The organism is Variovorax sp. PCZ-1 (assembly GCF_018413605.1).
Classification (GTDB): Bacteria; Pseudomonadota; Gammaproteobacteria; order Burkholderiales; family Burkholderiaceae_C; genus JANMDU01.
In genome coordinates this window covers 1,940,591-1,965,186 of the sequence record NZ_JAHCDN010000001.1, presented here as the reverse complement: position 1 = coordinate 1,965,186, position 24,596 = coordinate 1,940,591, and the positions used below count along the sequence as shown (strand labels likewise).

The window sequence follows — 24,596 nt, the reverse complement described above, 5'->3', positions numbered from 1 at the left end:
CACTTTAGGAGTTATATCATGACAAGTTCTATTCGCACCTGCCTCTGGTTCCGCGACGGGCGAGGCCGAGAAGCCGCAGAGTTCTATTGCTCTCTGATCCCCGCAAGCCAAGTAGAAATGGTCTTTAATGGCGAAAACGAATTTGGCACTTTCTCGGTGATTGACTTCACATTAGGCGGCGTGCCGTACCAGATCTTGGATGCTGGGCCAATGTTCACGCTGACTGAGGCGGTGTCTATTTCGGTCTCGACAGACGATCAGGCCGAGGCTGATCGGCTCTGGGCGGCGCTGACAACGAATGGCGGCGAAGAAAGCGTCTGCGGCTGGCTGAAAGATCGCTACGGCGTGTCGTGGCAGGTTTTCCCCAAGCGCCTGACGGAGTTGACGACCAGCAGCAACAAAAAAGTGGCTGCTGCCGCGATGACGGAGATGATGAAGCAGAAGAAGATTGATATTGCGGCGATTGAAGCTGCTGTCAATGCAGTGACGTGAATGAGTACGCAGTGAATTTTTAAGTCAAATCAGCATCTCGCCGGCATAGAATCTGCGCGGAATGCTATCTATTTAGGAGTAAATCATGAATCCTTCCGTATCCAATGATCTCGTCTTAGAGCGCACCATGCAAGCCCCGCGCATGGCCATTTGGCGCTGCTGGACGGAGCCCAAGCTCATTGAGCAATGGTTTTGCCCCAAGCCATGGAATGCGCGCGATATACAAAGTGATCTGCGCGTCGGCGGCGCGATCTCCATGATGATGACTGGCCCTGATGGCGAGAAATTCCCCAACGCCGGCGTTTATCTCGATGTAGACATCGGGCGGCGCTTGGTGACCACCGATGCGTTCACCAGCGCCTGGCAGCCTTCTGGCAAAGCCTTCATGGTGGCTGAAATCACCCTGAGCGATGCACCCGGCGGCGGCACACACTACAAAGCCGTGGCGCGCCACTGGAGCGCAGAGGATCGTAACTCGCATGAAAAAATGGGCTTTCACGAAGGCTGGGGCAAAGCTGCGGACCAGCTCGAAGCCTTGGCTAGGGCTTTATGACGCAAAGAAAGCGTAGCGATGCCCTACGAAACACACGAGGCTTACTTCGCCGCTCAAACGCCTGCCACTCGCCAACTTCTGTTGCGAATTCAGAAGGAAATCAAGACGCGCGTGCCACAAGCTCAGGAGTGCATCAGTTACAACATTCCAGCCTTTAAGCTGCGACGCACCTTCGTCTATTTCGCTGCGTTCAAAAAGCATATCGGGATGTATCCACCGATCACTCAAGATCAAGCGCTGATCCAGGAAACTGCAGACTTGCGTGGACCGAAAGGTAATTTGTCGTTTCCCTACGATCAAGAGTTGCCGATCAATCTCATTGGCAGAGTGGCTTTGGCATTAGCTGCTCAGTATGAGGCCGAGTGAGTTTTTTATGAACAGGCCATGGTTTGAATCGCTTTACCCAAGCCCATCCTGACTCGCCTGAGCACAGCAAGCTCCTCAGAGCCAGCCGGTCGTGATCGTCCACACGGCTGTGCCAATCAACATCGCGCCGACCAAGCGTGCCACCATTTTTTGATTTCGCTCGCTGTTCCTTAGCCAATCACGAAACTGCGAAGCCGCGATAACCACAGCACCATAGATCCCGATTTGCGCGAAGGCGGTGATCAGCCAAAGCACCAAAGATTGCGCCACCAGCGAGCCATATTGTGGTTTGATGAACTGGGGGAAAACGGCGATCATGAACACATAAGCTTTCGGATTAAGCAAATTCGTGCCTGCTGCGCGCAAGAAGGTGCGCCACACGGTTTGCTGCGGGTGCTCACCGATCTCGCTCAAAGCGCCGGGCGATTTGATCAATGCCCAGCCCATCCACGCCACATACAAAGCGCCTGCCAGCAGCAGCGCGTTGAAGGCTTTGGGCGAGGTTTGCAGCAACAGGCCGATGCCTAAAGCGCTCACGAGTATGTGAATTGCCGCGCCAGCAGCGCTGCCCATCACCGCTGCAAAACCCACTCTGCGCCCATTGACCAAGCTGCTGCCCATGGCATACGCCATCTCCATGCCGGGCACGGCCACGATGCCTGCGACCAAAACGAAATACAGCCAATAGTGGCTGGTTTGTTGAATTTGAAAATCCATCTGCATACCTCCAAAAAATATAAAGTCTGGAGCGTATGCCAGTAAACATGACAAGATATGTCATGTATTTGAATTACACTGATATGGATGCAAGCCAGCCGCCTTCTTTCCATGCTCATGCTGCTGCAATCGCGCGGGCGCATGTCTGCCCCCGCGCTCGCGCAAGCGCTGGAGGTGTCGGTGCGCACGGTGCTGCGCGATGTGGATGAGCTCTCTGCTGCGGGCGTGCCGATTTGGGGCGACCGCGGGCGCAATGGCGGCTTTCAGCTCAAGCCGGGATGGAGCACTCAGCTCACCGGGCTGACCGAGCCTGAGGCGCAGGCGCTCTCTTTGGCCGGCTTGCCGAGCGCGGCCACCGAACTGGGCTTGGGCACGGCTGCCACATCCGCTCGGCTCAAAATGATCGCTGCCCTACCACCCGAATGGCGCGAGCAGGCCAGCACGGTGGCCAGCCGCTTGCATGTGGATCCGGTAGATTGGTATCGCAGCGCCGAATCACCGCAGGCGCTGCGCGAGGTGGCTGATGCGGTGTGGCGCAATCTGTGCATTCGCATCAGGTATGAAAGCTGGCGTGGCGTTTCCACACGAGAAGTGGAGCCGCTGGGCTTGGTGCTCAAAGCAGGGGCTTGGTACTTGGTGGCGCGGCCCATAGACAAAAAGAACGATAAAAAAGAGGCACTGACTTTTCGTCTGTTGAATATCTTGTCGGTCAGCGCGACAGCTAAAAAATTCAAACGCCCAGCGAGCTTTGATTTAGCGCAGCATCGGGTTGCATCGACTCAACGCTTCGAGGCGAACTTGTATCGGTATCAAGCGCACATCATCGCTTCGCCCCGCGCGCAAACCTGGCTGGCCAATGGCCGTGTCAAATCCGTCGCTTTGCCCGCCCGAGATCAAACAGAAAATACGCCCGAAGGATGGGTGCATGTCATCTTGCCCATTGAATCCATCGAGCAGGGTGTGCGGCAACTCCTAGGCTTTGGCGCGCAGGTGCAGGTGATTGAGCCGACAGAGCTACGAAGCTTGTTTTTGCAAGAGCTGGCAAATATCAAATCAATTTATGAAAAAAATCGATAGATCGCCGGCATACATACTGCGCGATATGCTATTAAATAAATAGCAAGAGACTCTATCCCCGATGTCCCAAGGCCACTGAAATCTCTTTGGCTGTGGCTTGCAAACGCGGCAGCCACTCTTCATTCAACCGGTCTGCAGGTGCGGAGATTGAGAGGCCAGCGACAAGCCGCGATTGATCATCGTAGATGCCAGCCGCCATGCAGCGCACGCCGAGCTCGAGTTCTTCGTTGTCTCGCGCCACGCCGTATTGGCGGCATTTGGAGAGTTCGCGTTCGAGATTTGGCAGTTGAGTCAAGCTGTTTTTCGTTTGGCCTGCGAGGCCGGTGCGCGTGGCGTATTGGCGCACGCGCAGGGGTTCGTCGAAAGCCAAAAACAATTTGCCCACCGAGGTGAGATGTAGCGGCGCGCGGCCGCCGATGGCGCGGACGACTTGCATGCCGCTGCGCTCGCTGTACGCGCGCTCCACATACACAATCTCATCGCCTTGCCGCACGGAGAGATTCACGGTTTGCTGCGTGAGCTTGTGCAGCTCGCGCATGGCGGGGAGAGCAGCATCGCGCACATTGAGGCGATCTTTCACGAGATTGCCCAGCTCGAGTAAACGAAGCCCCAAGCGATAGCTGCCGGATTCAGGGCGATCAACGAAACGGCCGAGCGCGAGATCGTTCAAGATGCGATGCGTTGTTGAAGGATGCAAGCCAGTTTTCTCGCTGATTTCTTTGAGCGAAATCGCGCCTTCTCGCGAGGAGAGCACATCCAGCAGCGCAAACATGCGCTCGATCACTTGGATGGTGGGGGTGGTGGAGGGTGTTTTTTTCATGCCCTGAAATTTCAAGCTAGGCATGAATTTTATAGTGTGAAATCAGCTGGCTTGCCAAACGTCATAGCTGATCGTTCGATTCCGTTCGCCTTGAGTCTGGTCGAAGGGCTCGCAAGGGCTTCGCTCTTCGGCAAGCTCAGGGCAGGCCATGCTCTGCCTGAACCGAACGGCTAAGCACGAACGGAAACGGGCTTAAGCAGCTTGCCAAACCCCGTCGATCAGCAGCTCATGCGGTTTGAATTGCGCCTTGTAAGTCATCTTCGGGCTGTTTTCAATCCAGTAGCCAAGATACACATGCGCCAAGCCCAGCTGCTTGGCTTGGCTGATCTGCCAGAGGATGCTGTAAGTGCCATACGCGGCCTTAGCATCCGGCTCATAAAACGTGTAAACCGCTGAGATGCCGACAGAGAGCACATCCAAAATCGCCACGATTTTTAAAGCGCCGAGTTCGCCATTCAAACCAGGCTCGCGAAACTCTACGATGCGCGAATTCACACGGCTTTGCAGCAGGAATTGGGTGTATTGATCAATGCTGTCATGATCCATACCGCCGCCTGCATGCCGCCCGTTTTGATAGCGTAGATACAGCTCGTAGTGCTCTTGTACAAAGCCAAGCTTCATCACTCGCACCTGCAAATTTGTATGCTGCTTTTGTGCTCGCTTTTGGCTGCGCGATGGCACAAAATTCGCCACATTCACACGCAGCGGCACGCAAGCTTTGCAGCCATCGCAGTAAGGCCGGTAAGTAAACATCCCACTGCGCCGAAAGCCGCTGGCCACCAGCTCTGAATACGCTTCGTTATGCACCAAGTGGCTGGGTGTGGCCACCTGCGAACGCGCCACCTTGCCCGGCAAATAGCTGCACGGATACGGCGCCGTGGCGTAGAACTGCAAGGTCTGAAGCGGGAGATCCTTGAGTAGTGTCATGGTGGGTCTAAGTGGCTTGAGCTAGTGTGTCCGAGGAAAATACCTAAGATGCCAACCGCACATCCAAGACTTGCCATTCTACGGATTTAGCCTGCCACGACAGTTTATTTTTTGCACTGGACAAAACATGCGCACAGAACGCCTCGCGTGGCATCTCGCGCGCGCCGAGCGAGGCCAAATGCGCCGTGTTTTGCTGGCAATCAATCAGCGCCACGCCTTGTGATTTGCACAAGGCGACCAGCGCACACAAAGCAATCTTTGAGGCATTGGTTTGATGAGCAAACATGGACTCGCCGAACACCGCGCCGCCAAGGGCTGTGCAATACAAACCGCCCACCAGCTTGCCATGAGCCCAAGTTTCGATGCTGTGGGCAAAGCCGGCCTGATGCAGCGCGATATAAGCTGCCTGCATCTCCGGCAAAATCCAAGTGCCAGCCTGCCCATCGCGCGGCGTGTTCGCGCAAGCGGCAATCACCGCAGGGAAATCATGGTCAAGGCGCACTTCACAGCCAGGTGTGTGTAAAAAAGAGGCCAAGCTTTTGCGCAGACTGCGGTGCAATTTGAACTCTGCCACGGGCAGCACCATACGCGGATCTGGGCTCCACCACAGAATCGGTTGCCCTTCGCTGAACCAAGGAAAAATGCCTTGTTGGTATGCCCTGCAAAGCGTTTCAACTTCCAAATCAGCGCCCAAAGCCAGCAAGCCTGGCGCTGGATGCGTGAGCCCCCAAGCCTGCGTGACGGGCGGAAAATCTTGCCCTCCTGCCAGCCATGGCAGGCGGGGGGGATCGTGGGGGGCTTGCATCTGTAGGATTTTGCGGGTTTTTTTGCCACAAACTGCAATTCAGACGTGCGGCATACAGGCATATTTAAACACTTCTTTTTTGATAGCACTCTGCGCACAGCCCACGCCGGGAAATGGCTGTTTTTATATAAAAAATGAGAATGTGACTATTTGTTGCGTAAAACGACGCCATTGCGCCCCATAAAGCGTGCATTTTTCACACGCAATCCCCCCACTTTCGTCTATATTGCAAAGAGGTGTAAGTTTGCCTGCCATACGTGTGCGCAAATGAAGCCTATTGCCACCCGTGTCCATGAAGATGGGCAGAAAAAGAGCTATACAACATGACCGAATCTTCCAAGCTCAGCAAGCGATCCAGCAGTCTGGTGATGCTGCGCGGCAGCGCCAAGCGCAGCCGCGTCAGACAAGACTTGCAGTTTGTGCCCCAAAGCCTGAGCTTCGCTTTAGCGCAGGCCTTCGGTGCGGCGAGTGTCCGCGTCTCCCAAGCCATCACCGGGCTGAGCCTGACCTTCGCTGGCCTGGGCCAACTGCATGCGCAAAATCTGCCTCAGGGCGGCGTGGCCGTGCATGGCGGCGCAAACATTCAGCAAAACGGAAATACGCTGAACGTCAACACCACCAACGGCGCAGGCAACACCAGCGTTATCAACTGGCAAAGCTTCAACATCGGCAGTGGCCACGCCACCAACATCAACCAACCGAATGTCGGCTCCAGCAGCATCAACAGAGTCGTTACCAACATACCCTCGCAAATTCACGGCACGCTGCGCTCCAACGGCAATGTGATCTTGGTCAATCAAAACGGCATCGCTGTGGGCGCTGGCGGCGTGGTTGATACTGCAGGTTTCACAGCCTCCACGTTGGGCATGTCGGAGGCCGATGCCAGAGCAGGGCGCTTGCGCTTTGAAGGCAACGCCCTCTCGGGTGGCGTGCAGGTGGATGGTGTGATCCGCTCACGCAATGGTGATGTGGTGCTGATTGCACCGCAAATAGCCACAGGCAAAGATGCCCTCATCAAAGCCGAGAATGGCAATGTGATCCTAGGCGCAGGTCAAACCGTTGAAGTGGTGGGGCGCGGCTTAGAGGGCATGCGCTTCATCGTACAAGGCGCAGACAACAAAGTGATCAACCTGGGTACGCTCCAAGGCAACGCTGTTGGCGTGTTTGCCGGTACATTGCGCCACAGCGGCGTGATTCAAGCGCAAACGGCCACGATGGAAGGTGGCAAAGTCGTATTGCGCGCTATCAAAGATATCGAGATCGTCAAAGACGCAAGCAGCAGCAAAGCCCCCATCATCGAAGCCAATGGCGGTACTAATGCAGGCCAAGCGCAAGCCGGTGGCAGCATCAGCATCCAATCCACCCAAGGCAATATCACGGTAGGTGCGGGTGCAAGCATCAGTGCCAACGCTGGAAATTCAGTGCCAATTAGCCCTGTCGCCGGCATTGGTGCTGCGGGAGGTGCTATTGAAATAGTAGCAAATCAAGGTCGTGTGCTCACTGAAGCAGGCAGCAGTATCAGCGCCACCGGCCAGCCTGGCGGCACCATCCGCATCTTCGGTGGCCAAGAATCGCGCATCGCCTCCCTGATCAATGCCAGCTCACCCAGCGTGGGTGCGGCCGATGCTACTGGCACATTGCAGCTCATCAGCGCAAGTCATGTTGGCGGCACGATTCAAATCCTCAGCCCCGGCACAGTCAGCCTTGATACTGGCGCGCAATTGCTGGCCAGCGGCGATTCTGGTGGCGGCACGATACTTGTCGGCGGCGATTACAAAGGCGCTAATGCGGACATCACCAACGCCTACAACACCAATATCAGCAGCGGCGTTCTGCTAGAAGCCAATGCCAGAGTCAACGGCAAAGGCGGCAAGGCCATCGTCTGGGCAGACAACGACACCTATTTTGCAGGCACGCTGCACGCCAAAGGCGGTGAGCAAGGCGGTGACGGCGGATTCGGCGAGACTTCAGGTAAGAAAAATCTTTACTTTCGAGGTAGAGCTGATTTGACGGCGAGAAGAGGGCGCACTGGGACTTTGTTGTTAGATCCTGATGAAATCTTGATTCAAGGCGGCAGCGGAACTTCTGACCCCGCTTTCACAGGCGGCACGATCACGGCAGCTGCTGGCGGCACGCTGGCTACGATTTATGAGTCGACTTTGGAGTCCATTGGGCTAACTGCCAATATCTTGCTGGAAGCGGCTAACAAAATCACATTTGGCTTAACACCATTTACAGACAACGGTTTGGTGGTTGCCCAAGATTTGACACTGCGCACTACAAATGCTTCAGTCGTTCCTAGTATGGGCGTCGTTTTTGCGGGTTGGAACGCGGCCACCATGCCGCAATTTACGATTCAAGCAGGCGGCAATATCTTGCTAGAAGCAGGTACGCAATGGACCGGAGGTATAAACGGCCCTAATGTGGTGACCACTAATTTCAGCAACACTGGCGAGAAGGTGAGCATCATATCTACTGGCGGCTCCATCACGATGAAAGCTGCTACAGGGATAGGTTTAGGCAACGGCTCTGTGCTGATAGCCAATAAAAATATTTCTATCAGTACGGGGGAGTTCGGCAACAGCGCAGTGGGCGGTGATATCAATATCAGCTCATTTGGGGCAGTGCAGGGCGTGCAAATGAATGCTGAATCTATCTCAATTCACGCCCGAGGGCCAGATAAGCTGCTTCAGGTGGTTGATAACGCCCAGATCACTGCAACAGGCACTGGGGACAGCGTTTCTTTGGTGGCTGATCGTTTTCAAATTCAATCCACTTCAACGGTAGTTGCCTCAACAGGCAGCATTTTGATTCGTCCAAATGACAACAATCGACTGATCAAAATCGGAGGCAACACGGACAGCAGTGGCTCGGGCTCCTTACAAATCAGCCAAAACGAATTTAATGTTCTTTCTGCCAACAAAGCCATTCGATTTGGCGATACCACCAGCTTCGCTGGAAACATCTTGCTTGCCGTCGATCAATCTATATTGTTTGGTGTTAACAATGTAGCGCTCCTCAGTTCTGCTGCTAGCAGCAACATCACGCAAAATATTGCCAACTCAATCACGGGGGGTAACCTCAGAATGGAGGCCGGCTCCATCAACTTAGGCGGCTCAAGTAACACCATCAATCAAATTGCAGCCAAATCGACGGCAGGATCGATTGATATATTAACTGGCAACACCAACACTTTCATCGCTGAAATTGATGGGCTGGCAGGTATCAACAGTGCAGGCACGCTCAGCATTTCCAATACAAACATAGCGCCCAGTAATTTGTACCTTGACAAAGGTGGCATCACGACCAATGGAAACATCAACATTGTTAACTTTGAAACTCTGAGCGTATACACCGGTGCTTTCACCATCGACAGCAGCTCGGCGAATGTTGGGAATTCTGGATCCATTAACCTAGGTACTGCCGTGATCCAAGGCAATTCGCCCGGGGTGTTGAGTTTGGATACTTTTACAACCGAAATCTTCGGACTCGGTCTTGCAGGAAACATCACATTTGGCAACGTAGTTACGAATACGTTGGGTCAATCTCTTGGGGGGTTGATAGTCAACAGCTCCGCCCCAAGCGCAGCTAATTTTGGTCAGATCAACTTGCCAGCAAGTATCGCAGTCTCGGGAGGGAATGTGAGCCTCAATGGCAGAGTGACATTAACTCAAGATGCAGCCATCACAACCTTCAGCAACGGCCAAGTGATTTTGCAAGGTGAGGTGCAGGGCAACAATGATTTGACCATCAATGCCAACGGCCAAGTCGCGTTGCAAGGGGAGATAGGAACGGGCACTGCACTCAACGACATTTCCATCACCAGTGCGAATGTCATCTCCTTGAGTAATCGCATCAAAGCCGATGGCAATCTCAGCCTAGTCGCCAATGGCGGCGGCAATTTGAACATGACTGCTGCCGCCGAGATCGACATGATCGGCACGGGTTCACCAGGAAGTCGCTTGATCCAGCTTTTTGGTCAAGGCGGTGTGCAACTTGGCAAAATTGCAGGAACAAGCGCATATAAGGCAACAGTGGAGGTTGGTGCAGCGGGTGCTGGAATCACTACAGCGGCGGCCGTCTTAACCAATTTGTCGGGTATGAATGAGGTCACCTTGGGCAGTGCAGCCGCCAGCGCAAATGTCGCAAGTGCAGCAGCCCCAGTGCGGCTGAGCAATATTGCAGGCAGTTTGAGCGCATCGATTCAAACCCAACTACACGTTGAAAACGACGCTGCGGCGCCCCTGTTCTTAGACGCCATCGATGTCAACAATGGCAGCAGCGATGCTGTCGTAGATATCTTCAGTCAAAACAAGCTTTCGATGTCTGGGCCCAATGAATTCAATATCAATGGCATCGGCAAAGCTGAGGTCAGCTTGCGCACCTCGAAAGAGTTCGTCAATAGCACAGCGATCAACGCTGGATCGTCCTCAGGCAGTATTTTGACCATTGCAGCGGATGAGCGAATCTACTTGGATTCAGACAGCGCCATCAGCGACTTCGCCGGCGTAGTACTCCGCGGGCAAACTGCGGGGCGAAACATCGCGTTTGTGGATTCAGATACCACCGGCAGTGCCGGGGGTGCTTTAGACATTGGTTATGGCAGCTTGAATCGGATTTTTGGCAGCGTTGGTCTCGTGACTGTGGGCGCATCGGACTTGTCGGGTGGAAATATTCTGTTCGACGGGACGCAAAACTTCAGTCCGCCGTTCGGTGCGAAAAACTATTCTTTTTTCTCGGGTGGTTCAATTTCTTCAAAAGTACTCCGCGCTGCACAGTTAGACCAAGCGGGTTTTAAAGCCACTGGCAATATTGATCTGACTAATTTCCAGTTGCAAGGCAGTAACCCTATCGTTGCCGCAGACTCCACCACGGGGTATATCGTTATCAACGCTGCATCAACGGATCTCACCATTGGGCAAGTCGGCCCAGCACCTACTTCCATTACGGGGCTCAAGACTCAAGGCGTCAACCTCGGTATCAATGTCACTAACAGTGGCGGCGGCGTCAAAGTCTCCCAAGACATCGACTCGGCTGGACAAGCCAGTTTGACCGCATTAACTGGCGAAGTGAGTATCGATTCGACCATCGTGGTCAAAGGGATTGCGGTGGCTGGATCAGCTTCGGTACTTTTAAAAGGCACGGATGTCACGATCAATGGATCGATTGACGCTAACGGCGGCAATGTCTTACTTTTGCCATCTTTCTCTGGTACTGTGGATGCCCAAATTGGTGTAGGTGCTACAAGCGGCTTCAGCTTAACAGGTAGCGATTTCTCAAAAATACTGAATGCAGATACGATTTTCGTTGGTAGCAATAGCAATCGGTTTAGAGATGTGAATGTCGTAGGTGCTGTCAATGTGGGTGCTGCAAATCTCACCATCATTGCGGGCGACAGTTCTACTCTCAGTACCGCGATCTCGCAAGCTGCGGGTACCGTGATCACTGCCAAGCAGCTTTTTGCTGATGCGGTTGATAAGTCCATCCATCTGGCGGGTAACAATCTTGTCGATACCTTTAGCGCTACTACAACCGGAACTAGCTCAACAATTAACTTTAGCAATAGCCAAAATTTTGGCGTAGGTTCGATATTCGGTGTGCAGGCTACTGGCGCAGCCTCATCCGTCACGCTTAGTAGCGCTGGCGCGATCACGCAAGTAGGTTTACAGAGCATTGCCGCCGGTACAGGCGGGCTCTTTCTAGAGGCTATTACGGGTTTGGGCACGAGTGTTGCACCATTACTGGTCGCTAGCAGCACGGGTTCGCCGCTGAATCTGTCTGTTGAGCTGGATACCTTGGCAAACAACACGGCTGGTGCCTATATTGACTCACGCAGCCAAGCGGCGCTTTCTTTTGTGAGCGGTGTGGGTGTGAATAGCCTGAATTTGACCAGCTTAACTGGCAACACCCTGCTTTTGGGATCGAGTATCAATACCAATGACGACATCACGATCGCCTCAGGGCTGGGTTTTCAATTCGGTACGAACAGCATCACGGCAGGCTCGCTCACGTTGAGCGCACAAACCGGCGGGATCACCAGTTTGAATGCGGGCTTGGATATTGATGTCAACAACGTCAAAGTCGCATCGACTGATGGCATCAATAGCCTTAACATTCGTGCAGATACTTTCGATTTGAGTGTGGCCAATCTCGCTAAGTTTTCAAACAACATCAGCATCAATGCAACTGCCAAAACACTCACGGGTGGTAAGGATGTGCTCTCAACGAGTCAATTTACGATTGATTCTGCGGATTTGGGAAATTTCAATCTGCTCAATGTCACGGGTAAAACCCTTGAGCTCAATATCGACACCGATGTAGGCAACAACAAAACCTACAACAGCAACTTCACTGCTTCCACGATTCGGCTTGGCACGTCTACACCGCTAACTTTCCAGGGCACCGGCTTGGTCAGCATAACGGGTTCAACGATTCAAATGAATACCGTGAAAGTAGATAACACTCTCACCCTGAACGGTAATTCAACGCTGCAAAACTTGGCTACCTTGTCGGGCAACGGTACGTTGTCTATGGGGGGGGCTGATGTTCTCACTGCCGCCTCGGGTAGCACCATCACCCCTGGCTCTACACCCGGAGTGATTGGAACTCTCACGGTGAATGGCAATCTTACTTTTGACGGCACAACTGCCTCTGATCGCTCAAGCCTCATCGTTGATTTGGCGGCCAACAGCTCAGATCTCCTGATCGTTCAAAACAACGTGCAGTTCACAGGTGTTGGCCCCAGCGTCAAAATGGCTGAGCTTGCCTCGCCGAGCGTATTGCAGCGTTTTCAAGGAGGAGAGATACAAACGCTGATCAGTGCGGGCGGCACATTCACTGCATCCAGCTACAGCGCGAATACCAGCGTGGGCAGTCCTGTATTTTTCAATGCTGCTACTCCCGGGAAAACCTTGACTGCAAAAGCTGTTGGCGTGCAAAACACTTGGACGGGTGCAACAGATTCTCAGTGGAGTGTTGGCAGCAACTGGAGCAGAGGTGATGCACCTGGGCTATACCATGAAGTCACGATTGGTGTAGCACCCAACCCAGTATTGCTTACCAGTGCTAGCCAAGCAAGCAGTGTGATCTTGAGCGACAACACATTAGATTTAAATACAAATGCGCTGACAGTAGCTCCGCAGCGGATTGGCGCGCCGATCAGCAAAATCGGCGCCGCTGGTATTCTCAATTTGAACAACGGCGAATTCAAATACAGTGGTTTAACTCTCACCAACGAATCAGGTGCCTTGATCACTGGTGCAGGCGATTTGAATACCAGCTTGCTCAATCTCGGGACGATTGCACCAGGTACAGCGACCAGTACCGGAAAAATCACCATCTACGGCAACTTTACCAATGCACCTGGCGGTGTGATGGATATTTCAATCGACAGCAATAATATTGTGACGCCTAACGATGCCTTGGTTGTTTTCAATAGCTCCGTAGTGAACGTTTCCAACGGCTCGGTACTCACGTTGACGCCGATCAATGGCGGCACGATTTCTGTTGGCAACAATTTTAATTTCATTGAAACCAACGGCTTGGGCTCCGGTGGCTCGTTCACAGTCGGTGCCGTTACCTCCACGATCACATCGCCAGCTGGTTTGGCAGGAACGGTGAGCTTCGGCTCGACATTTGCGAATGTGAGTATCAGTAGTGCTGCGCTTGCAAACGGTATTTGGGATGGAAGCAGTGATGGTGATGGTGATGGTTTCAACTGGAGTGATCCGTTCAATTGGTCGAACAACACTTTGCCTAGCGCTACGGATTTGGTCACATTAAGCCCTGCTGGTTTTGGATCGATCACCATTGGCGCTGGGGTCAGCGCGGGCGGTTTTAATGGCCTGTTTTTAGGGGCTGACGATAACTTGTTCATCGCAACTGGCGGGTCACTGGCCTTGCCGTCCACAAACTTGAACCTGAGTGGCACATTGAGTTTGGTGGGCGGAACATTGAACTTACCATCGACTGGCGGCAAAGTAGCCAGCCTCTTTACTTGGTCTGGCGGCACAGTGAGTGGCCTGGGTAATTGGAGCGGAGCTAACCTCTCAGGTGCAGGCGCACGTACCTTGGCGATGGGCTCAGGCGAACTTTCTGTCGTGGGTGGGTTGCCCGGCGGTAGTCTGTCTCTGCTGTCTGGCTCAATCAGCAATATCGCGGGCTTTAGTGTAAGCAGCGGAGCCAAACTATCGTATGACGGTGGGCAGGTGAACACACCGTTGCTGAGCAACAGTGGATTAATTCAAATCAACACCGGCAGCGCGCTGCTGCCTATCGCGCCTTTCACATCTGGTTCTTTTGAAATTGCTAATGGTGCTGAATTAAGCTTCTTTAACAACACCACTTTGGCTGCAGGCTCCAGTATTCTTGGCGGCACGTTAAGCGTTGTCAGTGGCAAAACCTTGGATGCCACAGCTGCGGGATTGCTCAATCGTGGTGTCAGTTCAGTCACGCAAATTGCCGGTACTTTACTCACCGCAGGCTTGGAAACAAGTGAGCTTATTTTTACGACGGGTGGATCGCTGTCAGGCGCTGCAGGCAGCACACTCAATGTCAATACAAAATGGGATGACACCAATGCTGCAGGCATCACTGGTTTTACGAATATTGCCATCACGCAAGCAGCTGGCGATTTGAATATTCACAACGATATCAAAGCAGCCAGCACGATCAGTTTGAATGCAAATACAGGAAAAATCCAATCGTTGGGTCCGAACGGTATCAGCGCTGCAACTGTTCTTGCTTTTGCTGACGGCAATATCGATCTGCGCTCTGCCTCACTCACAAGCACAACGGTTTCTGCTGAAAGCAAGACGGGTGATATTCAGCTAGGCATGCAAGGCGAGCTTGTATTGGGTGACATCACGACGGCTGCTGGCAAAACGGCAAGCATCATTGCGACTGGCAAGGTTAGCCAAGGCGCGGCGATTACAACGCTTGGAAGCTTAGAGCTGGATATGAACTCAAGCGATCTGACGCTGAGTAATGTGAATAACCAGTTTGGCCAAGGTCTGACGGTGATTGACGGTGGGCAAGTGATCTTGCAGGCCGCAGCGGGCTCCACGCTGGCTGTAGCCGGCAATATGGTCGGTTTGCAAGCATTTGGCGACACGTTACAACTAGGCAATTCAAGTTTGGGCTTAACTGTCACTGACACAGGTGCTTCTTTTACCGCTGTTGCTCAGGGCAGTATCAGTCAAGCTGGTGTATTGAACATCGCAGGTTCGTCGGATTTGACTGCCGTTGGTGGAAATATCTCCTTGGTCACAGCCAGTACCTACGGGGGGCTCGTTCGCTTGATTTCTGGCGGCTCTTCAGAAATTAACAGCAATGGCGGATTAACATTCGCTCAAGTATCCGCACAGAACTTCACTGCAAAAGCAGTTGGGAATATCGCTCAAATCGGAGCGATCAATGTGGGGGCTGGCCTGACTAGTCTTGAAGCGCCCGGCCAAACCATCCAGCTACTTAATCCTGCCAACGATTTTGCTAATTTGCAGATCGTTGATTCCGCTACTTTGCAGATCGTTGATGCCAACAACCTCACAATCAACGGCAAAGCCACCAGCACTGCTGACATCAGCTTTGCTACAGGCATCAACAGCACATCATTGATCACGCCAAATTTGAGCTTGTCAGCCACCTCTGCTTTAGCCAATGTGAATATGGGTGTGAATGTTTCAGGTGCAACCACTTTTAACTTTGTGGGCGGCGGCAGCTACAACAACATCACTGTTAACAACGCAAGCACAGGCACGAGCACTTACGGCTCTATCGTGACCGGCGGCGATGTTGCACTTAGTCAAGCGGGTGCAGTAAGCGTTGGTATTGTGCAAGCCGGTAAGCTTGATATCACAGCAGCAGGTGCGGTCAGTCAATATGGAGCCATCAATGCCGCTGAAGTCTCCGTCAATGCTGCTGGCTTTGATGTCTTGCTCACAGACGGCACCAACGCTATCGGCCAATTCAGCGTGGCTGGTAAAAATGTTTCACTGACCTCCCTGCTCGATGTCAATCCGAATATTTCAGCCACAGGCAATGTCGTCATCAATGCCGACAGCATCACGCAAAGCGTTTCCAACGCGATCGCATCGGGTTCACTTTTGGCTAATGTCAACGGTGGTATCGACTTGCTTGGAAACAATCAGCTGGGGGCCGTTTCCGGGTCTGCAGCGACCGGCACGATCAACATCAAGGATATCGGTGGCAGCCTGGTGCTGAATAATCTGCAGGCACCGGCAGGAGATATCAATATCACGAGCACGGGCGCTTTGGTTCAAGGAAGTGGTGCACTATCGGCTATTGGTATTAATCTGAACGCGGCTGGCTTGGGTTCAAGCGGTGCGGGCATGCTGTTGATTGACGCGGGAAACAGTGTGACTTTTAACGCGACGGGCGGCGATGCTTATCTGCGCAACAACAATAACAACAAGCATTTGCTGACTGGCGCGAGCGCTGTTGGAGTTTTGCATTACGAAACAACGACGGGGAGTGGTTACGAGATCAGGGGCGATGTGAGCGCTAGGGATGTCGAACTTCTTAGCGGCGGATTGCTGCAGATCGGTGGTGGTGCGAATGGAGTGCGTGTGACTGCCAGCAATTCTTTGCTGCTCGAAGCGATGGCCATTAATTTAGGCAGCGCGGCAGCCACAGCATCCCAGGCTGTGCAATCCAACGGCAGTCTGACCGTGAACTCTTTTGGTGATCTGAACATCACGGGCGGGCAAACGGGTGCGTTCTCCTCTCTGGATGCTGTGGGTGCGGTGTCAGTGAATGTATTGGGCGGCATCAATATCACAGGAGGAGCTGGTGGGGCTTATGCGCGCCTAGATCCTACCGGAAGCGCCTCGATGAATATCACGGCGGGAGCTGGCATCAACTTGCTGGGCGGTACGGGTGCTGGTGCGTATGCGGCTATTGTTTCTGATGGCAATATCACCATCAATGCACCGAGCTTAAATTTGACGCCCGGCAGTGGCTTGGATGCTGATGCTGTTGTTTTGAGCAATTTTGGTTTGATTTCTTCACCAAGCAATTGCAATGGTTGTTTGGTTTTGTCGGTCACGCCCTTGGGTAATGGCATCACAAACGCAGGTATTTACATCCCGCCACCGCCTCCGCCTCCCGCACCTGCGCCAGCTGTATCGACGGTACCTGACGCCAACGCTGTGCCAGTTCAACTTGCCCAGATTGGAGGCGCTTTACAGGATGCAGAGCGTGACCCAGAGGATGTGCGCGAAACAGAGCCTGACATTTCAGTAGAAGGCCAAAACTGCCCCTGAAGCGCGCTCGCGTGCTGATCTGCACAGCTGAGCAACGGGCTGTGCAGTTTCTCGGCTAGGATGTTGGTATGAATACCGCTGATCTTCATCGCATTGAATGTGACCACGCTGGCTCAAGCCCTGGTACGCACCGAATGGCATACTGGAGCTGGGGCTCTGCACACCATCCGCATGTCGTGGTGTGTGTGCATGGTATTTCTCGGCAAGGGCTCGATTTTGATGTGATAGCGCAGCGCCTGATAGGTGCAGATGGCAAACGCTGCCGTGTGGTCAGTGTGGATGTGGCCGGGCGTGGCATGAGCGATTGGCTGCCTGATCCAGCGCTCTACCAAGTGCCGCAATATGCTGCAGATTTGGTCACTCTTTTGATGGCGCTCAAAGGGCAAGGTGCGCAGACCCTCGATTGGATCGGCACGAGCATGGGCGGCTTGATCGGCATTGCTGTGGCCGCACAAACGGCATTGCAGCCCCAGCTCAAGGGTTTGATGCCACGCAAGCTGATCCTCAACGATGTAGGCCCCGTGGTGCAATGGGAAGCTTTGCAGCGCATCAGCAGCTACATCGGCGCTGATAAGCGCTTTGATACCGAGCAGCAAGCTGTCGATTACATGTGGGAGCTCTCCACGAGCTTTGGAAAGCACACGCCTGAGCAATGGCTGGCATTGTCTAAGCCCATGATCAGACCTGATATGACGGGCGGTGCTATGAAATTTAAACTGCATTACGACCCTGCTATTGCGCTTCCTGTGCGCGCTACCACGCCCGAGGCCGCAGCTCATGGCGAGGCCATGCTATGGCAGCTGTATGACGCTATTCCAGCTGAGACACTGCTGATTCGCGGCGCTGATTCTGATTTGATCAGCCTGGAGACGGCTCAAAAGATGCAAACGCGCGGGCCAAAAGCCAAGCTCATCCAGTTTGAAAATGTAGGTCATGCGCCCACACTGGTTCAGCCTGAGCAATGCCAAGCTGTGGAAGAGTTTCTTTTTGGGCAATGAAACACTCTGAGCAGAGCCAAGCGCCAGTTGCCGCAGTATCTGTAGCGGGCGAATCGTTTGCGGCGGATGATTTAGCGCTTGATGCGCAGCGCGGCAGGGCCATTGAGCGCGCACGCGCTTTTGCAGAGCCATTGATTGCCTCAGAAACCTTAGACACAGGCGAAAACATCCTCGCGCACGCAGATGCTGTGGCCGCCATCTTGCGCAGTATTGGTGGCTCTGAAGCCATGCAGTCAGCCAGCTATTTGGTCTATGCCTGCGAGCATTTGAACAAGCCAGAAGATGTGATCACAAAAGCCTTTGGCGCGAGTTATGCCACCTTAGCAATGGAGACCACGCGCTTGGTCCACATTCAGCGGCATGCGCGTGCGGCCTCCTTGCAAACTCAAATCACGCCAGGCGCGGCCAATCAAACAGAAAACATTCGCAAGATGCTGCTGGCTTTCTCGCGCGATCTGCGTGTGGTGATGCTGCGGTTGGCTTCGCGGCTACAAACCCTGCGGCACTACGCTGCTATCAAATCCGCAGCACCTCGCGCAGTGTCAAGCGAGGCTTTGCATGTGTTTGCACCTTTGGCCAATCGCTTAGGGATATGGCAGATCAAATGGGAGATGGAGGATTTGGCCTTCCGCTTCTTGGAGCCAGACACTTACAAAGCGATTGCCAAGCAACTCGATGAGAAGCGCACGGAGCGCGAGAGCGGCATGCAGCGCTTGCGTGAAACGCTGCAAGCAGATTTGATCGCTCAAGGCATTGCTGCTCAAGTGCAGGGCAGGCCCAAGCACATTTACAGCATCGTGAAGAAGATGCGCGGTAAGCAACTCGGCTTTGATCAGGTGCTGGATGTGCGCGCCATGCGTGTGATCGTGCAAGATGCCGCTGCTTGCTACGCGGCGCTCTCGCGCGTGCATGAGCTGTATGCGCCGATGGATGGTGAGTTCGATGATTACATCGCCAAGCCCAAATCTAATGGCTACCAGAGCTTGCACACGGTTGTGCGAGATGACACGAGCCGCCCCCTAGAAATACAAATCCGTACCGAAGCCATGCATCAGCATGCCGAGACGGGTGTAGCTGCGCATTGGGCTTACAAGGAAGCTGGCACCAAGGGCTACGCGGGCGTGAGCGCCAATGTCAACACCAAAGGCAGCTATGACGCAAAAATTGCTGTGCTGCGCCAACTCTTGGCTTGGCAGCAAGATGTCTCTGGCGAAGCTACCAGCACCAATGTGCTCGATGATCGCATCTATGTGCTCACGCCAGATGCGGCAATTGTGGATTTGCCTCGCGGTGCAACGCCAGTTGATTTCGCTTATGCCGTGCACACCAATCTCGGCCATCGCTGCCGTGGCGCGCGGGTGAATGGGCAAATGGTCACATTGAATACGCCTCTTGCCAATGGGCAAACGGTAGAAATCAATGCGGCAAAAGAGGGTGGGCCTTCACGTGATTGGCTCAATCCCGAGTTGCATTTCTTAGCCAGCCCGCGCGCTAAAGCCAAAGTGCGCGCTTGGTTTAACGCACTGCAATTGGAGGAGACGATTGCAAGCGGTAGGCAAGCTGTTGAAAAACTCTTGCAGCGCGAGGGCAAGACAGCTCTGAAATTTGACGATCTGGCTGCACAGTTAGGCTTTAAAACGGCGGAAGCTTTGTTCGAAGTGGTGGGCAAAGATGAGTTTTCATTGCGCACGATTGAGCAATTCCTTCGGCCTGCCGCGCCAGAGGCCATCAGCGAAGACGAGCAAGCGCTCCTGCGCACGCAACGCGTGGCAGAAAAAATCAGCGCAAAGAGCGGATCGGGCAGCGTACTCGTGGTGGGTGTGGACAGCCTGCTCACACAACTGGCCAAATGCTGCAAGCCCGCGCCACCAGATGCGATTGTGGGTTATGTGACGCGCGGCAAAGGCGTCAGCATCCATCGCGCAGGCTGCTCTACGCTGCGCAGTTTGGTGCAAAAAGAGGGTGAAAGGCTGGTGGATGTTGCGTGGGGTGCTTCTCAATCAGGAGCAAGCTATGCGGTGGATGCGCGCATTGTGGGCAGCGAGCGGCATGGTTTGCTGCGGGATATCACCGAAGTGTTTTCCAAAGAGAAGCTGCCTGTGCGGGGCGTGCAGCAAAACAGCTCGCAAGGCAGCACCTGGATCACGCTCACGGTGGTTGTGAGCGATGCAGCCCAATTGACCAAGGTGCTCGCGGCTGTTGCGCAGGTGCAAGGTGTAGAGACAGCGCGGCGGATTTAGCTCACCAGTGACTTACATTGAGACGCAAAAGAAATCATTAGGCGATTGCTGCTAAACCTGTCAGTATCGAGCCGTCTCTATCCCGAGGCCTTGGGGAAATGTATCAACGTCTATATCTGGTGCGCCGTTGGCGCCTTCGCGGGTTGGCTGGCCACCCGCATGATGGATGCGCCTGCACGCAGCGCGCAAATTGAAAATATTTTGATCGGCATGTTTGGCGCTTTTATTGGCGGTGAATTCGTTGCAGCGCAAATCAGCGGCGCTGCAGTGGCCACAGGCTTTCATATCTCTTCGCTGATGTTCGCGATTGTTGGTGCGGTCGTGCTGCTATTGCTGCTCAAGCTCATGCGTAAAGTCGTTGGGCCAATGCAAAAAAGCAAAAGTCAGGCTAAGAAGCGCGATTACTGAGCTTGACTGCTAGATGCAGCTTGGGGCTATAAATCCCTGACAATACGGGGATGAATGACACCACTTCTACTCCATCCGCCGCTGATGCTCAGCGCCCTGCTTTGCCTGACCATCTCTCGATTGACCCTCGCAGCCCGCATTACGCGCCTGCGGTGCTTGAGCACGCCATCGGCATACGCTTGAATGGCAAAGAGCGCTTTGATGTGGAGGAATACTGCATCAGCGAAGCTTGGGTGAAAGTGCCTTCTGGCAAAACAGTCGATCGCAAAGGCCGCCCGCTGCTGATCAAGATCAAAGGCACGGTAGAAGCTTTTTATCGCTAAATTTAAGCAATATTGGCCATTCGCCGGCATAGAATCTGCGCGGAGTGCTATTGAATATATAGCGTATCACATGAAGGATGCAATATGGTCACGAGAAAAACCACTTCCCGTAAAAGCACATCCTCCCAGCCAGGCAACTACGCGCTGATCACTGGGGCGTCTTCTGGCATTGGCTTGGAGCTGGCCAAGCAAATCGCGGCCAAAGGCTTTGATGTGATCTTGGTGGCGCGCAGTGTGGATAAATTGCAAGCGCTGGCAATGGAGCTGGCAGCCAAGCATGGCATTCAAGCCCGCGTGGCAGCGGCTGATTTAACGCAATCTTCCTCGATTCAAAATCTCGCTGCCATGCTGGACAAGCAAAACTTAAGGATTCGCGTGCTCGTGAACTGCGCAGGTGTGCTCCACCAAGATGCTTTTGTGAAGATGGAGGCAAGCAAAGTGCAGCAGATGATTGATCTGAACATCAGCGCGCTCACCTCGATGCTGCATGCCATGCTGCCGCTGATGCAGCGCACCGTGGCAGAGCAGGGCGGCAAAGCGCATGTGCTCAATGTGGCCTCCATTGCCGCCTACCAGCCCATTCCCATGCTCGCGGCCTATGCCGCCAGCAAAGCCTATGTGCTCTCGCTCTCTGAATCGCTCGCTGAAGAGCTACAAGGCAGTGGCGTGAGCGTCACAGCGCTGTGCCCTGGCATCACGGCCACCAATATGTTTGCCCAGGCCAAGAGCGCCAACGACAAGCTCAGCCAATTGCCGAGCTTCTTAATCGCTGATGTGAAAGAAGTGGCCAGCTCGGCGCTGGAAGCGATGCTGCGCGGCGATGCGATTCATGTGCCCGGCGCGGTGTACAAAGTGGGCGTACTCGCTTCGCGCTCCGCACCGAAATGGTTGGTGCGCAAAGTAGGCGGGCTCATGGGGCGCAAAGCGATGTGAGCATGGCGGTGATACCCTTCTACCCCATCGGCACGCCCGGCCAGGCTTGGGGCGCAGCTGAAATTGCGCTTTGGCGCTCTCAACAAATTCGCCAGCGCAGCTACGCCGATGACGTACTCGCTGTGATAGAGCCATTGCGTCAGCGTTTTGATGTGGTGCAGTATGGCCAAGTGGTTTATGGCGCTGAGCGCTTTCCTCTGATGGCTGTGCGCAGCCGTGATTGGCAGCCTAGCTCGCCCAATGTGCTGATTACGGGCGGTGTGCATGGCTATGAAACGAGTGGGGTGCAGGGGGCTTTGCGCTTCTTGGCCGAGTATGCGCAAGCCTACGCTGGGCGAGTCAATTTGCTTGTTGCGCCCTGCGTGAGCCCATGGGCTTATGAGCGCGTGCAGCGTTGGAATTTTGATGCGATAGATCCGAATCGTTCTTTCAAACCTGCCAGCAGAGCGCAAGAGTGTGCAACTTTGATGGATTTGATCGCCCCGCTTCACGGAAAGTGGGCGATGCATCTGGATTTGCATGAAACCACCGAGACCGATGAAAGCGAATTCCGCCCTGCGGTGGCCGCACGCGATGGCAAGGCTTTTGAGCCCGGCCAGATTCCTGATGGTTTTTATGCGGTCTGCGATGCGGCCAATCCGCAGCTTGAATTTCAAAGCGCGATCATTGAAGCGGTCAAGCGCGTGACGCACATTGCCGATGCGGATGAGAATGGCGCGATGATCGGCTCACCAGCGATAGCGCCCGGTGTGATTGCCTATGAATTGCAAGCGCTGGGCCTGTGTGCAAGCATCAGCGGCGCACGCTACTGCACGACCACCGAGGTCTACCCCGATAGCCCGCGCACCACGCCTGAGCAATGCATTGAGGCGCAGATGGCAGCCCTGTGCGCAGGATTGGATTTTTTGATCAAAAATGGCTGATTGCCGGCATGGAGTCTGCGCAAGGTGCTATTGATTCAGTAGCAAATGGCTGCTTTGAACCATGACGCCTAGAGGCACTGATGCAAACAGCGGTACACTTGAGGCTTCCGCAGTTATTTGCTTACCTTTGCTGCGGTAAGGTGTATCAGAAATTTTCTGATCGAATGCTTCATAGCTACGCCACCCTGCCCATCGCGCAGGTGTTTGAGCGGTCAACCTTTTTTCTTGGCAAGCTGGTGAACATTGGAGGCCGAATGGCCAAAGAAGATTTGATTGAAATGCAGGGCAAGGTGGATGAAATCCTGCCCGATATGCGCTACCGCGTGACCCTAGAAAACGACCACAAACTGATTGCCTACACAGGTGGAAAAATGCGCAAGCACAGCATTCGCATTCTGGCCGGCGACAAAGTGACCGTTGAAATGTCTCCTTACGACCTGAGCAAAGGTCGCATCACTTTCCGCCACATCGAAAACCGCCAGCCTCGCGTGGGCGCACCAGCATTTTCTGGCCGCCGATAAATCACCCCCAACATCCATTACATTAGATGGTTAACCTGTGTTCAGCATCCGCCGGGCGCATCCTTTGAGAAAGACTCATTATGAGCAACAAACTATACGTCGGCAATCTCGCCTACTCCGTGCGCGATGAAGATCTGCAACAGCAGTTTTCTGCCTTTGGCAACGTGCAATCCGCCAAGGTCATGATGGAGCGCGACACTGGCCGCTCCAAAGGCTTCGGCTTCGTCGAAATGAGCAGTGCTGAAGAAGCGCAAGCTGCTATTGCTGGCCTGCACGGCCAGAACATGAGCGGCCGTGATTTAACAGTCAACGTGGCTCGCCCCATGGAAGCCCGCCCCCCACGCTCTGGTGGCGGTGGCTACGGTGGTGGTGGCGGCGGTTACGGCGGTGGCCGTGACGGTGGCGATCGCGGCGGCTACGGCGGCGGCGGTGGTGGCCGTCGTTATTGATCAGCCTTCTGGGTTTGTCCAAAAAACCGCTTCAGTTTGAGGCGGTTTTTTTATGCCAAATCGGCCTATCGCCGGCACAGAATATGCGCAAGCAGCTATTTAATTGATAGCATTTGCCGATGCATCAAAGCGTACTGCGGTAGCGCTCTAGCATTTGCTCCTGCGTTTCAAACACCGTGCCCGGCGTGACGCGATCCGCCATTTGATCGCGCAGCATTTCGCCCATGCTTGGCAGCTCGCTGCGGTCAATATGCTTTGTTGGATTCCACACATCAGAGCGCATCAGCGCTTTGGCGCAATGCAAGTAGCTCGCCTGTACGCTCACGCGGATCACTATTTTTGGCACACGCGGTTTGCCGGTCAGCGTGTCTGTGCAGAGGCTGCGCATCGCTTCATCCGTGGAAATTTCCGCTCTGCCATTGACGCGCAGCGTCTCATCCATGCCTGGCACGAGAAAGAGAAGGCCAATCTGCCCTGTCTCGATGATGTTGTGCAGCGAATCCAGCCGATTGTTGCCCGGCGAATCGGGGATGAGCACAGTGGCTTCATTGATCACCTTCACAAACCCAGCAGCCCCGCCGCGCGGCGAAGCATCGGCCGCTCCCGCAGAGCTATGAGTAGAAAGCACCACCAAGGGCGACAAGGCCACAAAACGCTGCGCATGGCTGTCCAGCTGCGGCAGCTCCTTGAGCACGGAGCGCTCTCGGGCTGGATCGTAGTGGCTGCGTAGCTCGGCAAGGGTGTGGATCGTGCTCATCAGCA

18 protein-coding genes are annotated in these 24,596 nt (G+C 54.1%); 13 read left to right on the top strand and 5 right to left on the bottom strand.

The window, feature by feature from the left end; genetic code table 11:
- Positions 1–18: 18 nt before the first annotated feature.
- From KIH26_RS09465 to KIH26_RS09455, 3 genes are all read left to right on the top strand, one after another.
- On the top strand, positions 19–492 hold the full coding sequence (locus tag KIH26_RS09465; RefSeq protein ID WP_213444325.1) for a VOC family protein: 474 nt from the start codon (positions 19–21) through the stop codon (positions 490–492).
- 85 nt (positions 493–577) lie between these two features.
- Positions 578–1,045 (top strand): SRPBCC family protein, encoded by a 468-nt coding sequence (locus tag KIH26_RS09460; RefSeq protein ID WP_213444323.1) that lies wholly within the window; start codon positions 578–580, stop codon positions 1,043–1,045.
- Between the two features lie 18 nt (positions 1,046–1,063).
- Positions 1,064–1,411, top strand: a complete 348-nt coding sequence (locus KIH26_RS09455; protein WP_213444321.1) for an iron chaperone — start codon at positions 1,064–1,066, stop codon at positions 1,409–1,411.
- Positions 1,412–1,486: 75 nt separating this feature from the next.
- On the opposite strand, the gene KIH26_RS09450 is transcribed toward KIH26_RS09455, so the two are convergent.
- The gene (locus KIH26_RS09450) at positions 1,487–2,128 is read right to left on the bottom strand and encodes a LysE family translocator (protein ID WP_213444319.1); all 642 of its coding nucleotides are present in this window, start codon (positions 2,126–2,128) and stop codon (positions 1,487–1,489) included.
- 87 nt (positions 2,129–2,215) lie between these two features.
- Here KIH26_RS09450 and KIH26_RS09445 point away from each other — a divergent pair, with 87 nt between their 5' ends.
- The gene (locus tag KIH26_RS09445; protein ID WP_213444317.1) at positions 2,216–3,205 is read left to right on the top strand and encodes a helix-turn-helix transcriptional regulator; all 990 of its coding nucleotides are present in this window, start codon (positions 2,216–2,218) and stop codon (positions 3,203–3,205) included.
- 52 nt (positions 3,206–3,257) lie between these two features.
- Here KIH26_RS09445 and KIH26_RS09440 read toward each other — a convergent pair whose 3' ends face one another.
- The 3 genes from KIH26_RS09440 to aat all read right to left on the bottom strand — a co-directional run bounded on the left by KIH26_RS09440 (position 3,258) and on the right by aat (position 5,757).
- Positions 3,258–4,025 (bottom strand): IclR family transcriptional regulator, encoded by a 768-nt coding sequence (locus tag KIH26_RS09440; protein ID WP_213444315.1) that lies wholly within the window; start codon positions 4,023–4,025, stop codon positions 3,258–3,260.
- A 192-nt stretch (positions 4,026–4,217) separates the two neighbouring features.
- Positions 4,218–4,952, bottom strand: a complete 735-nt coding sequence (locus KIH26_RS09435) for an arginyltransferase (protein ID WP_213444313.1) — start codon at positions 4,950–4,952, stop codon at positions 4,218–4,220.
- A gap of 43 nt (positions 4,953–4,995) precedes the next feature.
- Positions 4,996–5,757, bottom strand: coding sequence for a leucyl/phenylalanyl-tRNA--protein transferase (aat, locus tag KIH26_RS09430; RefSeq protein ID WP_213444311.1), 762 nt, complete (start codon positions 5,755–5,757; stop codon positions 4,996–4,998).
- 323 nt (positions 5,758–6,080) lie between these two features.
- Here aat and KIH26_RS09425 point away from each other — a divergent pair, with 323 nt between their 5' ends.
- From KIH26_RS09425 to rbp, 9 genes are all read left to right on the top strand, one after another.
- Positions 6,081–17,039, top strand: a complete 10,959-nt coding sequence (locus tag KIH26_RS09425) for a filamentous hemagglutinin N-terminal domain-containing protein (protein ID WP_213444309.1) — start codon at positions 6,081–6,083, stop codon at positions 17,037–17,039.
- A gap of 68 nt (positions 17,040–17,107) precedes the next feature.
- Positions 17,108–18,037 (top strand): alpha/beta fold hydrolase, encoded by a 930-nt coding sequence (locus KIH26_RS09420; RefSeq protein WP_249661018.1) that lies wholly within the window; start codon positions 17,108–17,110, stop codon positions 18,035–18,037.
- Positions 18,034–20,277: a RelA/SpoT family protein gene (locus KIH26_RS09415; RefSeq protein ID WP_213444307.1), complete on the top strand. Its 2,244-nt coding sequence runs from the start codon at positions 18,034–18,036 to the stop codon at positions 20,275–20,277. The genes KIH26_RS09420 and KIH26_RS09415 overlap by 4 nt, the downstream gene beginning before the upstream one ends.
- Before the next feature lie 45 nt (positions 20,278–20,322).
- The gene (locus KIH26_RS09410; RefSeq protein ID WP_213444305.1) at positions 20,323–20,685 is read left to right on the top strand and encodes a GlsB/YeaQ/YmgE family stress response membrane protein; all 363 of its coding nucleotides are present in this window, start codon (positions 20,323–20,325) and stop codon (positions 20,683–20,685) included.
- A 50-nt stretch (positions 20,686–20,735) separates the two neighbouring features.
- Positions 20,736–21,008: a DUF3297 family protein gene (locus KIH26_RS09405; RefSeq protein ID WP_213444303.1), complete on the top strand. Its 273-nt coding sequence runs from the start codon at positions 20,736–20,738 to the stop codon at positions 21,006–21,008.
- Between the two features lie 84 nt (positions 21,009–21,092).
- Positions 21,093–21,941 (top strand): SDR family NAD(P)-dependent oxidoreductase, encoded by an 849-nt coding sequence (locus KIH26_RS09400; RefSeq protein ID WP_213444301.1) that lies wholly within the window; start codon positions 21,093–21,095, stop codon positions 21,939–21,941.
- A gap of 2 nt (positions 21,942–21,943) precedes the next feature.
- Positions 21,944–22,864, top strand: a complete 921-nt coding sequence (locus tag KIH26_RS09395; RefSeq protein WP_213444299.1) for a M14 family metallopeptidase — start codon at positions 21,944–21,946, stop codon at positions 22,862–22,864.
- Between the two features lie 254 nt (positions 22,865–23,118).
- The gene (infA, locus tag KIH26_RS09390; protein WP_213444805.1) at positions 23,119–23,385 is read left to right on the top strand and encodes a translation initiation factor IF-1; all 267 of its coding nucleotides are present in this window, start codon (positions 23,119–23,121) and stop codon (positions 23,383–23,385) included.
- 80 nt (positions 23,386–23,465) lie between these two features.
- Positions 23,466–23,834, top strand: coding sequence for an RNA-binding regulator (gene rbp, locus KIH26_RS09385; RefSeq protein ID WP_213444297.1), 369 nt, complete (start codon positions 23,466–23,468; stop codon positions 23,832–23,834).
- Positions 23,835–23,958: 124 nt separating this feature from the next.
- On the opposite strand, the gene KIH26_RS09380 is transcribed toward rbp, so the two are convergent.
- Positions 23,959–24,591, bottom strand: a complete 633-nt coding sequence (locus tag KIH26_RS09380) for a pyridoxamine 5'-phosphate oxidase family protein (protein WP_213444295.1) — start codon at positions 24,589–24,591, stop codon at positions 23,959–23,961.
- Positions 24,592–24,596: the final 5 nt, after the last annotated feature.

What these genes read in the sequence shown, in the direction of transcription:
- KIH26_RS09465 (WP_213444325.1), top strand. Translation starts at nt 19, where the DNA reads ATGACAAGTTCTATTCGCACCTGCCTCTGGTTCCGCGACGGGCGAGGC.
- KIH26_RS09460 (WP_213444323.1), top strand. Translation starts at nt 578, where the DNA reads ATGAATCCTTCCGTATCCAATGATCTCGTCTTAGAGCGCACCATGCAA.
- KIH26_RS09455 (WP_213444321.1), top strand. Translation starts at nt 1,064, where the DNA reads ATGCCCTACGAAACACACGAGGCTTACTTCGCCGCTCAAACGCCTGCC.
- KIH26_RS09450 (WP_213444319.1), bottom strand. Translation starts at nt 2,128, where the DNA reads ATGGATTTTCAAATTCAACAAACCAGCCACTATTGGCTGTATTTCGTT.
- KIH26_RS09445 (WP_213444317.1), top strand. Translation starts at nt 2,216, where the DNA reads ATGCAAGCCAGCCGCCTTCTTTCCATGCTCATGCTGCTGCAATCGCGC.
- KIH26_RS09440 (WP_213444315.1), bottom strand. Translation starts at nt 4,025, where the DNA reads ATGAAAAAAACACCCTCCACCACCCCCACCATCCAAGTGATCGAGCGC.
- KIH26_RS09435 (WP_213444313.1), bottom strand. Translation starts at nt 4,952, where the DNA reads ATGACACTACTCAAGGATCTCCCGCTTCAGACCTTGCAGTTCTACGCC.
- aat (WP_213444311.1), bottom strand. Translation starts at nt 5,757, where the DNA reads ATGCAAGCCCCCCACGATCCCCCCCGCCTGCCATGGCTGGCAGGAGGG.
- KIH26_RS09425 (WP_213444309.1), top strand. Translation starts at nt 6,081, where the DNA reads ATGACCGAATCTTCCAAGCTCAGCAAGCGATCCAGCAGTCTGGTGATG.
- KIH26_RS09420 (WP_249661018.1), top strand. Translation starts at nt 17,108, where the DNA reads ATGAATACCGCTGATCTTCATCGCATTGAATGTGACCACGCTGGCTCA.
- KIH26_RS09415 (WP_213444307.1), top strand. Translation starts at nt 18,034, where the DNA reads ATGAAACACTCTGAGCAGAGCCAAGCGCCAGTTGCCGCAGTATCTGTA.
- KIH26_RS09405 (WP_213444303.1), top strand. Translation starts at nt 20,736, where the DNA reads ATGAATGACACCACTTCTACTCCATCCGCCGCTGATGCTCAGCGCCCT.
- KIH26_RS09400 (WP_213444301.1), top strand. Translation starts at nt 21,093, where the DNA reads ATGGTCACGAGAAAAACCACTTCCCGTAAAAGCACATCCTCCCAGCCA.
- KIH26_RS09395 (WP_213444299.1), top strand. Translation starts at nt 21,944, where the DNA reads ATGGCGGTGATACCCTTCTACCCCATCGGCACGCCCGGCCAGGCTTGG.
- infA (WP_213444805.1), top strand. Translation starts at nt 23,119, where the DNA reads ATGGCCAAAGAAGATTTGATTGAAATGCAGGGCAAGGTGGATGAAATC.
- rbp (WP_213444297.1), top strand. Translation starts at nt 23,466, where the DNA reads ATGAGCAACAAACTATACGTCGGCAATCTCGCCTACTCCGTGCGCGAT.
- KIH26_RS09380 (WP_213444295.1), bottom strand. Translation starts at nt 24,591, where the DNA reads ATGAGCACGATCCACACCCTTGCCGAGCTACGCAGCCACTACGATCCA.